This is a genomic window from Pseudomonas sp. CFBP 13710 (genome assembly GCF_014842235.1).
Classification (GTDB): domain Bacteria; phylum Pseudomonadota; class Gammaproteobacteria; order Pseudomonadales; family Pseudomonadaceae; genus Aquipseudomonas; species Aquipseudomonas baltica.
Genome location: NZ_JACYVJ010000001.1, coordinates 271,442 through 285,071, shown reverse-complemented (window position 1 = coordinate 285,071; position 13,630 = coordinate 271,442). Strand labels below are relative to the sequence as shown.

7 protein-coding genes are annotated in these 13,630 nt (G+C 64.1%); 4 read left to right on the top strand and 3 right to left on the bottom strand.

The features are described from left to right. Nucleotides 1-16 precede the first annotated feature (16 nt). The 3 genes from IFT44_RS21105 to sohB form a co-directional block, all read right to left on the bottom strand. On the bottom strand, nt 17-1,696 hold the full coding sequence (locus tag IFT44_RS21105) for an NEL-type E3 ubiquitin ligase domain-containing protein (RefSeq protein ID WP_244652086.1): 1,680 nt from the start codon (nt 1,694-1,696) through the stop codon (nt 17-19). Between the two features lie 968 nt (nt 1,697-2,664). Next, complete coding sequence (locus IFT44_RS21100) at nt 2,665-4,452, bottom strand: dermonecrotic toxin domain-containing protein (RefSeq protein WP_244652064.1); 1,788 nt, start codon at nt 4,450-4,452, stop codon at nt 2,665-2,667. Between the two features lie 90 nt (nt 4,453-4,542). Continuing rightward, on the bottom strand, nt 4,543-5,568 hold the full coding sequence (gene sohB, locus IFT44_RS01180) for a protease SohB (RefSeq protein WP_122476871.1): 1,026 nt from the start codon (nt 5,566-5,568) through the stop codon (nt 4,543-4,545). Nucleotides 5,569-5,817: 249 nt separating this feature from the next. On the opposite strand from sohB, the gene IFT44_RS01175 reads away from it, so the two are divergent. The 4 genes from IFT44_RS01175 to efeO all read left to right on the top strand — a co-directional run bounded on the left by IFT44_RS01175 (nt 5,818) and on the right by efeO (nt 13,572). Then, the gene (locus IFT44_RS01175; RefSeq protein WP_185793470.1) at nt 5,818-6,135 is read left to right on the top strand and encodes an SCP2 sterol-binding domain-containing protein; all 318 of its coding nucleotides are present in this window, start codon (nt 5,818-5,820) and stop codon (nt 6,133-6,135) included. Between the two features lie 194 nt (nt 6,136-6,329). Then, nucleotides 6,330-11,423: a dermonecrotic toxin domain-containing protein gene (locus tag IFT44_RS01170; RefSeq protein WP_192175271.1), complete on the top strand. Its 5,094-nt coding sequence runs from the start codon at nt 6,330-6,332 to the stop codon at nt 11,421-11,423. A 105-nt stretch (nt 11,424-11,528) separates the two neighbouring features. After that, nucleotides 11,529-12,371: an iron uptake transporter permease EfeU gene (efeU, locus tag IFT44_RS01165; protein WP_122476866.1), complete on the top strand. Its 843-nt coding sequence runs from the start codon at nt 11,529-11,531 to the stop codon at nt 12,369-12,371. 7 nt (nt 12,372-12,378) lie between these two features. Continuing rightward, a complete protein-coding gene (gene efeO / locus IFT44_RS01160; RefSeq protein WP_192175270.1) occupies nt 12,379-13,572 on the top strand; it encodes an iron uptake system protein EfeO in 1,194 nt (397 codons plus the stop codon). Nucleotides 13,573-13,630 lie beyond the last annotated feature (58 nt).

Genomic DNA, 13,630 nt, shown 5'->3' with positions numbered 1-13,630 from the left:
AGCCGCCGGGGCTTGCCTATTGCGTCATGGCCTCCTGCGTCAGCGCACGCAGGACTGTCATTTCCGCGGCCTGGCGCTCCACCTGCAAGCTGACCAGCTCCTGGTCAAAACCGTCGTCATAGTCACGCGCCTGCAGCTGCGCCAGGCGCACCTGCCACGGTGCCTGGGCGGCGTCCAGGCGAGCTCGGTGCTCGCGTCGCAGGTAATCGAGCCAGTAGTCCTGGCTCATGTGCCACTCCAACAGGGCTGCATCGCTCTCCTCTTGCAGCACCTGGCCGGCCACCGCATCGAGCTGGGCCAACGTCACCGGTTCGATGGCCCCGAACAGCATGCCATGGGGCTGGTTCAACAGACCCAGCCGCGTGGCCAGGCCAATCCGGTAGGCCAGCAGTACCTCGACCTCTTCCATTTCGTCCGCGTCGATATCGCGGGCCGCCGCGCGCGCCCGCACATCGGCGCGGGCCAGGCTGTCGACGCGATCCAGGCGGTACAGGCTGCGCGACAACCCAAGCAGCTGAGCACTGCGTTGCGGCCCATCGAGCGTGGGGTCGGCGGCGCGGACGTACATCTGTTGTTGTTCCAGGTCGGCAAACAGTGCCATCACCTGATCACCGCAGGTGTCCGGGCGCTGGGCGATGGCGAACAATTGCTCGCGCAGCGAGCTCGACGCAGCTGCCGCGTCGATCACTTTCCAGGCCCGCTCGGCCAGGTTGGCGGGGACCAGACGGTAGTCTGCGGTATCGCTGAGCCTGCCCAGCAGCTGCATGAAGCGCCGGCTGCCCGGCATCGCACGCAGCCTGGCCAGTCGCGCCGCAGCCTCGCCGTCGGCCGCTTGCGCCAGTATCTGCAGGTAGTCGAAGACCACGCCCACGGCCTGCAGGCGGCTGACCGCAACGGCGCTCAAGTGGGCGAAAGAAAGACCCAGCGGGCGTGGCACTTGTGGCTCGCCTCGGAAGAACGCCAGCGTGTGCAGCTCGGGCACCTCGACGATGGGATTGTCGTCCAGCTCGACCCAGCGCAGGCGCAGCGGTTGACGGTCCATCAGGCCGGTCAGGCCGACAGGCCACTGCTGCAGCTGACAATCGCGCAGGCGCAGCCCGCCTATGGCCTGAAGCAGGCTCAGGTCCAGGTGCGGGCCCACCGGATTCCCCGACAGGTCCAGGTAGTCCAGCGTTTGCAGGCTGCCCAGCGCCTGCATGGCCTGGGGCGTCAGGGTCATGCCGTTGCGGCCCACCCACAGGCTTTCCAGGTTGGGCAGCCTGGCAAGAATGGGCAGGTGCTCGGCCATCGCCTGGCCATCGGTGTTGTCCAGGGCCAGGTAGCGCAACGAGGACAGGCTGGCCAGGCGCTGCACGGCGGTCGGGGGAATCTGCATGGGGTTGTCGCGCAGCACCAGTGCGTGCAGGCCAGGCAGTGTGGCCACCTCATCGAACATCGTTGGCGAGGCCTGCAGGCGGTTGTCGTCGAGCGCGATCATCTGCAGTTCGTTCAGCGCCGTGACACCGGGCGGGATCCGCGTCAGGTAATTGCTTTGCAACTCCAGGTGTTCCAGTTGGGTGAACATTTCCAGAAACCCGGGCGTCAGCTCGGTCAGGCCGCACTGTTCCAGCGACAGGTAGCGAACCCGGGAAAAGTCGCCTTCCAGCACCGGCAGCGCACCAATGCGCAACTCCGAGAGATCGAGCACTTGCGACATTTCACCGGCACCGTCCTCGGCCAGGGGTGCCTCGCCGCGCCAGGAAGCCATGATGCGCTGCCGCGCCAGCTCGCGATCTGCGCTGGCAACCGCAACGGGTTGCCCATCGGCACCTGGCGTGGTGGTGCTTTCCTGGGCCCAGCGGGCCAGGGAGGCATCCAGCCGCCGCCCTTCGTCGAAGCGTGCCTGCTGGCGAGCGGCGCTGAGGGGACGCACAGGTTGCGCCAGTTCGTCCTGGCTGCCACCACGACCGCTGAGACGATAACCCCAGCGGTGCCCCGCGATGCGCTCGGGCGCCGTGAAGGCCTTGGGCCGGCGCTGGCCAATGAGCCGGGCGGCCCGCGGGCGATCCCCGGCTGCCAGGGCCAAGAGTTTCTGCGGCGAAACAGTGCGCTGTTGTTGCTCGCTCATGGCCGCCGTCAGGCCCTGGCGCAGCCTGGCGGTGCGTGCATCGCCGGCGCCAGTGAGGCCGAGGATGGCTCGATTGAGCTGCGCCTCCCACAGGCTCCAGCGTGCCTGGGTGGCCAAGCGCAGCGGAACGCGGGCAGCGGCAATCAGCTGTGCCCGTTCGCGGTCGTTGGCGCCGGCCGCTATCTCTTCGGCAACCACCTGCGGCAGGCGGGGAAAATCGCGAAGCAAGGCGGCCGCCGGATGCCCGACAGGTATCGCTGGTGCTGCTTCGCGCAAACGCGCCAGAGCAGCCGTACGCTCACTCGCGGGAAGCGCCAGCACGGCCCGTTCGGCGCGCAGGTCATCGGCGCACGCCTTGACCAGCGCCGGGAGCTTGCCGCCGCGACGATGCAGATCGCGCAACTGACGCCCGCTGATTCCGCTGACCTGGCGCACCCGTTGCAGCGCGGCATCATCCAGCCCGTCCAGCGCAGGGCCGAATCGACGCAGTGCCTGCACGGCAGTCCATTGCCCTGGATCTTCGTGGGCCACGCGCCAGGCGCCTTCACCGTTGTGGGTCAAGGCCAGGCGATACTCGACGTCGGCCGCAGGATGTTCGATGTACCACCTTGCGCTACTGGCCTCGAAGCTTTGTCGGTAGAACAGTCCATCGTGCTTGATGTAGTGGCTGCCCCCGTGCACGTATTGCCACTGCGCATCGGGCACCAGCGTCTGCGGAAGCTGCTCGCGGGCTGCGAACGCTTCCAGGGTGGTCGGCCACAGGCGGGTGCGCCCGGCGCGGTCGACGACCGGCAGCATGCCGGCCACAGGCGGGTGCGCCCGGCGCGGTCGACGACCGGCAGCATGCCGGCCACGAACGGCGACCGCGCCAGGGCCACGCCGCCTGCGACCGTGGCGCCCACCACAGCGAGATTGACCGCGACGGCGAAAAAGTGAGCTGCCGCTTCTTCGGTCTGTCCGTGGGTCCAGTCGTCCATGCCGACGAACAGCTCGCCAAGCAGTTGAACGGTGCCGACGGCGGCCATCAACGCACCGAGGGCCGGCACCGACAAAGCGGCAACATTGAGCAGCGTCACGCCCTGCTGCAGGTAGTGCATCCAGCGCGCCTGCCGCTCGGCGGCGTCGATCTCGGCAGTCGGTACAACGAAGTAGCGCGCATCCGCCGCGCGTTTGGCCAGCATGGCCTCGTGCAGCAGCGGCACCAAAGCCTGGGCACTGGTGGTGCGGCGCAGACCGATATCGGCATCCGGATCATCCAGTGGACCCTGTGCAATGCCCCACTCGACACGTTGCGGACGCAACGTGTTGTTCAGCCTGAGAAAGAACTCGCGGCGGTCGGGCTCGGCCACGAACCCCGCAAACCAGCCCTGGAAGGCACCGTCACGCAACTTCGCACGCAGGTCGGCACTGAACGCGTCGAAGCTGGGGTACTGCTTGAAGGCACCATCGCCAGCACCAGGCATATAGACGATGCACGGTGCACTGGATTGCGTGCTGGTCTGGATGGACACCACACCGTGCAACGTCGTGCCGCTGTGCACCCAAGTGACCAAACCGCGCAGATCGCACAATATCACTGGCTGACCCTGCCACTTCACCTCACCCGGCGTATCTGCCAGCAGCTGCTGCACCACGCTGCAGGCTTGCGCATCGAGCTGGCCGCGCAGCAACGCCTGCTGCGCCTGCACGGCCAGTTCGCTGCGTATATTGGCGCGAAATGCACCCGTGACCCATTGGCTTCTGAGCGCCGTGGGCTTGAACACCTCATCGAAGCGTTGCTGGTAGGCACGGCCCAGATCCAGGTCGCGGCACAGCCGGGCGAACTGGTGAGGTTGTACCGCGATCGTGTCCTTGGCCTGATAGTGCCAACCGTAGCTCCAGCGCAGGCCGTGCTCTTCGAGCCGCAATTGCAGGGCATCGGGTTGCAGCAGCAGCGTGCCGCCGGTGAAGTGGCCGGGGCTGGCTTCGTCTTCACTGAAATTGGCCATGGCCGCTTCCAGCAACGTACGCCGCCGCACACTGAGCGGTCGGCCGAGAATCGCCGAGCCACGGTCGAATTCGACCCATTCGGCGCGAGTGACATCGACAGCGCCCGCTGCACCGAAGGCAGCGTCGAACGCCGATTGCAGACGGGAGCCGACGAACTCGGCCGGACCGACGAAATCTTTCGCCAGATACTGCGCAGTCGCCTGGCTCGCGCGGTTCTGGCGCAAGGCTTTCTCGTAGGCGCGAATGGCCACTGGCTCGGCCTTTCGCAACCAGTCCGGGACATGCTTGGCGATGACAGGGTAATGGGCGGGGGTGTCGCTGACATGCAGCGCGGGTGCTGGGGTAACCAAGAGCAAGCTCCAATCCGGGTAATCCACGGCGACATGCCGCAGATGGCCCAGTGGAGCAAGGCGCCCGAAGCGCCCGGTGTTACATAACGCTGGACGTTACCAGAAACGCTGCTGGCTGAGCTTCTCCCAGGCCTTGCCGGCCAGGTGCTCGACCGAGCCGCTGGCTGCCAGCCCTACGCGCTCCTGCAGGCTCTTGGCCTTGGCGTAATGAAGATGGAACACCTCGGCTTGCCTGGCGCGTTCGGCCAGGTATTCGTCGCTGGTCTTGAGCTCGTCGACCAGCTGCTTGTCGAGCGCCGCCACGCCGAGCCAGACCTCGCCGGTCGCCACATCGTCGATCGACAACTGCGGGCGATAGTGGGCAACGAAACTCTTGAACAGCTTGTGGGTGACGTCGAGGTCTTCCTGGAATTTCTCCCGGCCCTTCTCGGTGTTCTCGCCGAACACGGTCAAGGTGCGCTTGTACTCGCCGGCGGTGAGCACCTCGAAATCGATGTCGTGCTTCTTCAACAGCTTGTTGACGTTGGGCAACTGCGCGACCACGCCGATGGACCCGAGGATGGCGAACGGCGCGCTGATGATCTTCTCGCCAATGCAGGCCATCATGTAGCCGCCACTGGCGGCAACCTTGTCGATGCACACGGTCAGCGGCACACCGGCCTGGCGGATGCGCGCCAGTTGCGAGGACGCCAGGCCGTAGCTGTGGACCATGCCGCCGCCGCTTTCCAGGCGCAGCACGACCTCGTCGTTGGGGGTGGCCAGGGTCAGCAGTGCGGTGATTTCATGACGCAGGTTTTCGGTGGCGGAAGCCTTGATGTCGCCATCGAAGTCCAGGACGAAGACCCGGTGCTTGCTGTCGGGCTTTTTCTTCTTGGCTTTCTTCTCGTTCTTCGCCTGTTCCTTGCGCAAGGCCTTGAGCTTGTCCTTGTCGAACAGACCGGCCTCGAGCCGTTCGCGCAGGCCCTTGTAGAAGTCATTGAGCTTGCTGACCTGCAACTGGCCGGCCGGTTTGCGCCGGCCCTTGGCGCGCAGCGACGCGATGGCGGCCAATACCACCAGAATGGCAACGACCAAGGTGACGGTGCGGATCAGAAACCCGGCGTAATCGGCGAAAAACTCCACGGTGACTCCTTACATGCATGACGCCCGCCAAGCCAGGGGGACGATGGAATGAGCCCAGCATACCGGGGGGCAAAGCCTTGGGCCAGCCGGGAAACGCTTGGCATCAAACGAGCCATTCAAACGCACGTATGATTATCCGTTGACAGGCGCCGATACCCCCCCTAACCTCGCAGGACTTTCACTGCCCTATCGAGCCAGGCCGCCCAGGCCCTCGCGATCATTGCACACCTCCAACAAAAGGACCGCACCATGACCTCCGTAGCCGACGCCGTACACGCCATGAAAGCCAAGTTCAATCCAGAGGCCGCCAAAGGCCTGGACCTGGTATTCGGATTCAACATCACCGACGAAGACAAGCAGTACGCCCTGCTGGTGAAAGACGGTACCTGCGAGCTGCAGGAAGGCGAAAACCCGGACGCCAACGTGACCCTGGTCATGGACAGCGAAACCCTCAAGGGTATCGTCAGCGGCGAAACCGATGGCATGCAGGCGTTCATGGGCGGCAAGCTGCGCGCCGAAGGCGACATGATGCTGGCCATGAAGCTGAGCGAACTGTTCCCGGTCTGATTGTTCCCGGTCCAGACCTGCGCTTCACCGCACCACCCCACCTGCCCCGACCACGCCTCGGGGCAGGTGCGTCTCAAGCCTCATCCATTTGGCTCCCCTCGCCACATATGTACAGCCATGGTACGCCTGCATCGCCCTAGCCTTGATCGCTCTCAGGCCGGCACCTGCCGCCTGTTCCTTCGATGGAGCGCATCATGGCCAATACCCTCCCCTGGTTTCACTCGCGTCAACTTGCCCAGTGCATGTCCCGCCACCTCACCCAGGCATTTGAAAGCGAACAACTGAGTGTCATCGAATACGACTGGCTGCGGGGCCTGCCAGATCGCCCCACCATTGCGCCGGACATGCAGGTCTGCCTGCTGGGCAATGCCGATCCCGGCGTGTTCTGCGGACTGCGCATCACGCGCACCGATCCGGACCTTGCGGCGGCCTACTATTACTCGCCACTCACAGGCATCCTGCCGTTCACCAGCAGCGCCGCCCTGCGCGATGCCCTGTTGGCGCGGTTGCAGGGCGAAGCCGGTGCTCGGCTGACCAGCACGCGCGAGCCGAAATGGGTGTCGGTGACCCAATCACCGTTCAAGCGCTGGATGAAAGCGATCATTCTGGCGCAAGCGCGGCGCCTGAAAGCCATCGACCGTACCTGGCATCAGTTGCCGCTGCTTGGCGATATCCTCGACCGAGACCTCACCGCAGCGCTGCGCACTGCGATGCCTGCCAGCGACCCGATCATCCCGCGCAGCCACAAAGTGCATCGTGTCGACCGCCAGACTCAGGCAGTGGTCAACGTGCAGCGCTTGCTCGATACCGCTCTGGACCTGCTCGCCGACTCATCGCAACCCGACTGCGAACATCGTTTCCTCGGCGTCTATGGACAGACGTTGAGTGACGCCGATGCGCTCTGCTACCGCAGTACGCTGATGGCCACCAACTCACGATTGGCGAAAAACTACAGCGCTGCGCTGGCCGACTTCTGGCGCGCCAACCCCGACAACGAGCGCGGCAGCCTGCGCGATGGCCTGGGTCGGAGCCTGCAGACTGCCTACCTGAGTGCAGTGCTCGAGGCGCAAAGCCATCTGCATGCGAGCAACGCGCAACTGGAGCTGCTGAAATCGGTGGTGACATCGCCAGCGCCTGCAGGTTTGCGCCTGGAAACCCTTCGGTTCAACGCCGACCAGGCGCTGAACGACGAGCCCGTGGCCTGGCCAGGCACGCTGATCATCAGCGACGCCGACCAGGCCAGCCTCGGCTACTACATCTTCAGCACGGACCAGGGTCTGTTGCATTGTGCCGACCTGCAGGCGCTGGGTGACTACCTGCAAGGGCTGGTCGCCGGGGCGAGCGACAGCCTGCGGCTGATCAAAGGCGATCGAGCATTGTTCAACGCGATGATTCGGCCTGTACCCCAGCGCCTGGCGCTGACCGGGCAAGCGTTCCAGACCCTGGCCGACGGCTTGATCGACTTGCAACGGCGCCGGGTGCAGGAGGTGTTCGGCAACACGTCAGCCCTGCGCCCTTCTCCGCTGCTGGCGGTGGCCGAAGCGTTGGATTTGCGCAAGCTGGCACACCCTCGGCTGCACTGGCTCAGCGGCGAGCGACCGATCACCGCCTTGGCCCTGCAGGCAGTCGAGCCTTCCACGAATCAGGCCAAGAGCAACTGGCTGCTGCAGATCGAGACCCTGCGCAGCTGGCAGCGATCGACCATGCACTGCGTCTCCCCGGTCAAAGACGGTGTGCGCCTGTTGTTCGCACCCGGCCTGCTGGCGATGCAGTCACCGCTACCGGCCGACGAGTTGCGTCTCCACATTGATGGAGCACCGGAGTTGGCGGCTATCGGGCTGGTCGACTACTTTCTGGAGCGGACCAGCGGCGCCATCATCGCGCCACTGACCTCGGCGGATCGAGTGTTGAACCTGGCAGGCATCGAGCTCAACTGGCCAGACGTCGAACATATAGAACAACTCGTGCTGGCCTGCAGTCCGGCACTGACGAAAACCTACCGCGGCCTGGTGCGCCGGCAGATGTCCGCACCGCAACCACCCTGCCTGGGTGCCTATGACCTGCCAGGTCAACGGCGGGCATTGCGTGAACTCGGCCTGCGCACCAGCCTGGCCGTCGCCCGGCGTGAGGGCAGCATCGACGAGACACTGCTGCAACTGCTCGCCACTGCACTCGACTATCCCACGGCCCGTTTGCGCAATGCTGCCGACACCGACGTGCATGCCATCTATTTGCGGGTGCCTTCAGAAACGAACACCATCCCGCTGGCCGACATGTTCGTGCTGCACTGCCATTCAAAGCCTGCAAGCCCGGTATTGATGTGGTCCGGCGACCACGGGCTGTTCGCCTTCGACTCGCTGCAGCAACTGAAGAAAACCGTGGCGGCTTCGGCCCGTCATCCGCACGCCCGTACCCGCTGGCTCAACGGCCTGGATCCGGCCTTGATCGCGACAGTCCTGGAACACTTCCAGGCCGCTCCCGTCTCCGGCATTCACGTGGAAACCCGTGCGCTGACCGGCGATTTCATTACCGAGCTCGATGCGCTGGAAAGCCATCGTCAGCTGACCGGTCTGGGCGTCAACATGGCGCTGGCCGTCCAATGCGGGTTTTCCGCCACGCTGTTCCAGCGCAATGCAGACTACAGCCGCGCCGACAACATGCTCACCGTTGGCCTGGACCGTCTGGCCGTCGATGCGGCGAACGTGCAGCTTGCCGAGCTGCTACCCCCCTGGATCCAGCGCGCTAGCGCCAGCCAACTCGCCCGCTACGCCGACATTCTCGGACGCTGCCTGGCAACCGCCAACAGGAAAAGCAATTATCTGGCGCAAATCCCCTTCATCGACGATTTCTCGCGAGACCGTCTGCGCGCCTCCATGGCCAAGGTCTGGCCAGGAGGCCCCAGTGATCCTGATCGGGTCGTGATCAAGCTGACCGACACCAGCGGCGGCGGAGTCAGCATTGGCGGCATGCTCGGTACCGGTACGCTCGTCAGCCGGACGAAAACCCTGACCGAATGGGCGATCAGCCAATTCTCCGGGTCGGTGTCGAGCGAGATGCACATCAGCCTCGACCCGCCCTCGTTGATCATGGATGTACCGACCACGCACCAGGTGCGCGAGGTGGTCAAGGATGCGGATGTGGGTGGCGAGTACCGCAAGCTGCTGGCCGCCAAGCTGTCCAGGCAGTCTGGAGACTACCCCTTGCGCCGTTTGCTGTTCGTCAAGGCATTGCCGGCGCAGATGGTGCGCAACGCGCTCGAACGAGAGATGCAGGGCAAGATCAGTGCGGCGGCCACCGACATGATCGCTCAGGTGGTAGAGATGCCAGACGGTGTGGCTCGCGAGCCCTTGAACGGTCAGCGGATCACCCTCGGGCCGCTGGGCTTGATCCCGGACGTGGGCATGAAAGCCGATATTGCCTGCGGCATGTACCTGATCGCGCCGGTGCAACCCGACCGTGGTCCGGTCGTGCTCTACACCTGCTATGGCGAGTCGGAGACCATTCGCGAGTACGCATCGCGCGTACAGCTGCTGGAGCAGATCAAGACCAACACCGCGCTTCAGGCACAGATCCTGAGCCGACTGCCTGAAGACGTTCATTCACGCTATGAGCACTCGGGATTCACCGAGCCCCATATCCCCTGGACCACCGAAGTCAACGACGGTCAGAGACTGGGCAAACCGCCAGCCATCGTCCTGCTCGATCAACCAGAACAGGGCAACGCTCTGTACTATCTGTTCGAAGACAATCTCCAGCTCATCCAACTGCTGGCACGCCAGCAGACCATGTCCTCGGGAGAAGCGAGCTGGAATGCTTTCTGTCACATCGTGAAACTGGGCATCGAGCAAGGTGCGATGATTCTACCCAGCGTCGTCGGGTCCCTGGTGGCGCTTTATCAGTCGCAACAGCTGCTCAACGATTCGGTCAAGGCGATGGGACGCAGGCGCTGGGGCGAGGCCCTGGCCGACTTCATTGCCGCCCTGGCTTCGGTGGTCGGCGCGCGCCGTGGCGCCGAGCATTTCAAGCGCGAGATCCAGGCCGCCGAAAATGCCGAACACGCACCCAGGGCGCTGGTGGCAGGCCGGCGCTTCGGCGGCCTGAGTGCGGCACTGGCCGCATTGGAAGCCAACGATGTGGCATTGAACAGACTCAACTACGACGCCCTGCTCAACATGTATGAAACCGCCGACCTCGCGCACCGCTATGCCGTGGTCGATGGCCGGGTGATGGAGGTCAAGCGCGCCGAGCAAGGTTGGTACATCGTCAGCAAAGGACGTGAAGGGCCAACCATCACCCTGGATGGCCAGCAGAAGTGGCACGCCGATCTCGAGATCGCGCGGATGGGGGCCGGGTATTCGTTGATGGACAACTACGACACCTGGATCACCGACATCAACATTCCCGACGTATTCATCACCTTGGCCGAAGGTACCGATCAGATCCGCCAGCGCTACCCTCGTCATCACCAGATGATCGTGCGCGCCCATGCCCATGCGGTCGATTGCCTGCGCAATGCGCTGCAAAATCTCAACCAGAAATCCCCCCACGTACCGCTGCCGGCACAGACCCTGGAGATTCTGACCGACGTGTTCGAAGTGGACGTCACGCCGGCCATGCTGCAACGTCTGCGCAGCAGCTGTGTGCAGTTGCTCGACGCACTGACCAGCGATGCACTGGACCCACACTCCTCGCCCCGCTATTGGGACGGGCTCAATGAGGAGGGCCACGAGGGCAACCACGCCTTTGTCTGGGAGGGCGATCCGCAGCAACGCATATTCCTGACGGAAAAATTCTTCGATCTGCCGATCGAGACCATGATGTATTCCAGTCATGAACGCACCCAGGCGCAGTTGTATGCGCACCATCAGGCCGCATCGCTGCTGCATGAGCTCAGCCATCAGGTGCTCAAGACCGTGGACCTGGCCTACCTCGACACCTTTCTGCCGCTGCACCAGCATTATGATGACCTGGGCGGCATGTATGGGCAGGCGCAGGTGTATGCGCGCAGCTTGCTCAAGATTCGCCAGGAAGGGTTGTCCTTGAGTACGCCGGTTGCAAAACTGTTCACTCGCCCGGGTTCCAGTGGTCGACGCGATTTTCGTCCCAGCGACGGCCGTCAGCGCAAAACGGTCCTGCAATTGACAGGCAAGACCCACCTTGCCGATGCCCGCGTGGCCTTCCGGACTGACCCTGAGGTGCGTTCGAAGCTGATTCTGGCCAATGCCGATTCAGTCACGCTGCTGGTTTTCCGCCTGGGGCAGGAGGTCTTTACGCCGCCCTCTTCCTGAAGATTTGTTCAGCTTCCATTCGGCGCAAACATCAAGCACCCTGTTTAATAATGAGTATCATTATGTTACAAGTTAGCATCCTAATTACTCGTTGAACGGTGCGAAGTGCTGGTTCCATTCTTGATCATGCTGCGCGAAGGGATTGAAGCCGCGCTCATCGTTGGCATCATCGCCAGCTACCTGAAACAGACTGGTCGTGGTCAATGGATGCCAGCGGTCTGGATCGGCGTCTTCCTGGCAGCGGCCCTGGCCCTGCTGGTGGGCGGCGGCCTTGAGTTGATGAGCGCGGAATTCCCGCAGAAGCAACAGGAATTGTTCGAAGCGCTCATCGGCCTGGTGGCCGTGGTCATCCTCACTTCCATGGTGTTCTGGATGCGCAAGGTCGCCCGCTCGGTGAAGCACTCGCTGCAGGCAGCCCTGGACCAAGCCCTGACTGGCTCTCGCCACCAGGTCGCGGCGCTGATCGCCATGGTGTTCTTCGCAGTCGCCCGCGAAGGCCTGGAAACCGTATTTTTCCTTCTCGCCGTGTTCCAGCAGAGCGAAGGTCCCGGTGCGCCCATCGGCGCCCTGCTCGGCCTGCTGCTGGCGGTGGCCATCGGCTTTGCCATCTATTCGGGCAGCATGCGCCTGAACCTGTCGCTGTTCTTTCGCTGGACCGGCTTGTTCATTCTGGTGGTCGCGGCGGGCATTCTCGCCAACTCGGTCATGGCCCTGCATGAAGCAGGGGTCTGGAACAGCTTGCAGAGCGTGGTCTTCGACATCAGCGCCACACTGCCCATGGACGGTCCGATCGGATCGGTACTGGCCGGCATGTTCGGCTATCAGGACGCACCGACGATCAGCACCCTGGGTGCATACCTGATCTATCTGGTGGTGGCCCTGGTGGCGTTCTTCATGCCCCATGCCGCGCCGGCGCAGGTCAACTCCTCCCCCGCCACTCATCAGTAAGGCTTCCATGTCCAACCCAGTCAATGGCGCCCCGCCGCGCCTGATGCGTGTGGCGCTCGCCGCGTCGGTGGTCGTGATGATCGCCGCCGGCGGCCTGTTCTACTACGCGTCGCAAGTCGCTTCGAGCAAACGTCAGGCCAGCGCCCAGAACGAGATCGTGGTGAACATCCATCCGCACAACTGCGAGCCGGCCGCGCTCACCGTGGCCGCGGGGCGCAACAGCTTTCGCATCGTCAACCGCTCCGAGCGGGCGGTGGAATGGGAAATCCTCGATGGCGTGCTGGTGGTCGAAGAGCGCGAGAACATCGCACCCGGCCTGAGTCAGGTGATCAACGCCAACCTGCAGCCGGGGGACTATCAGATCACCTGCGGCCTGCTCAGCAATCCGCGCGGCACCTTGAAGGTCACGCCCACGGCCGAGTCCGATGCTGCAGCCAAGGCGCGGCCGTCGATGGTGGCCTTCGTCGGCCCTCTGTCGGAGTACCGGGTGTACCTGGCAACCCAGGGCAGCGCCCTGATTCGCGCCGTGGACGCCTTGAACCAGGCCATTGTCGCCGGTGATCTGGCGCAGGCTCGCAGCTTGTACGCCCCGGCACGAGCCGCCTATCAACGTATCGCGCCCGCCGCGCAACGCCTGGCCGAACTGGACAATGCCATCAATGCCCGCGCCGACTACTACGAGAAGCGCGAACAGGATACGGCTTTCGGTGGCTTCCACCGCTTGGAGTACGGCTTGTTCCAGCAGAACAGCGTGGAGGGCCTGGTGCCGGTGGCGCAGAAACTGGCCAGCGATGTCACTGAATTGAGGCGCCAGCTGCTGGCGCAGCCATTGCCTCCCGAACAACTGGTGAGCATCGTTGCGCGCAACCTGCACGGGTTGGCGGACCTTCGTAGCCAGGGTGAAGAAGAGCGCTACAGCCACACCGACCTGAATGGCTTCGCGGCCAATCTGGAGGGTGCGCGCAAGGTGATCGACCTGCTGCGTCCACTGTTGACGAAGTCCGCGTCCGAGTTGCTGCCGCGGATCGACGAGGCGGCGGATGAGTTGGCCATGCAGTTGGCGAGCCTGCGCAGCGGCGACGGCTATCAGAGCCACGAGACGGTCAGCACCGAGCAACGCCAGCAGATCGCTGCCCAGGCCAAGGCCTTGGCCGATGCCCTCGACGGCATCGACCCTGCGCTGGGCCTCTCCACCCTGTAGCAGCGTCGGCGGTACCTGCGGTGTAACTGGCTGACCGCATTGAGCCCGGACGCGGGGA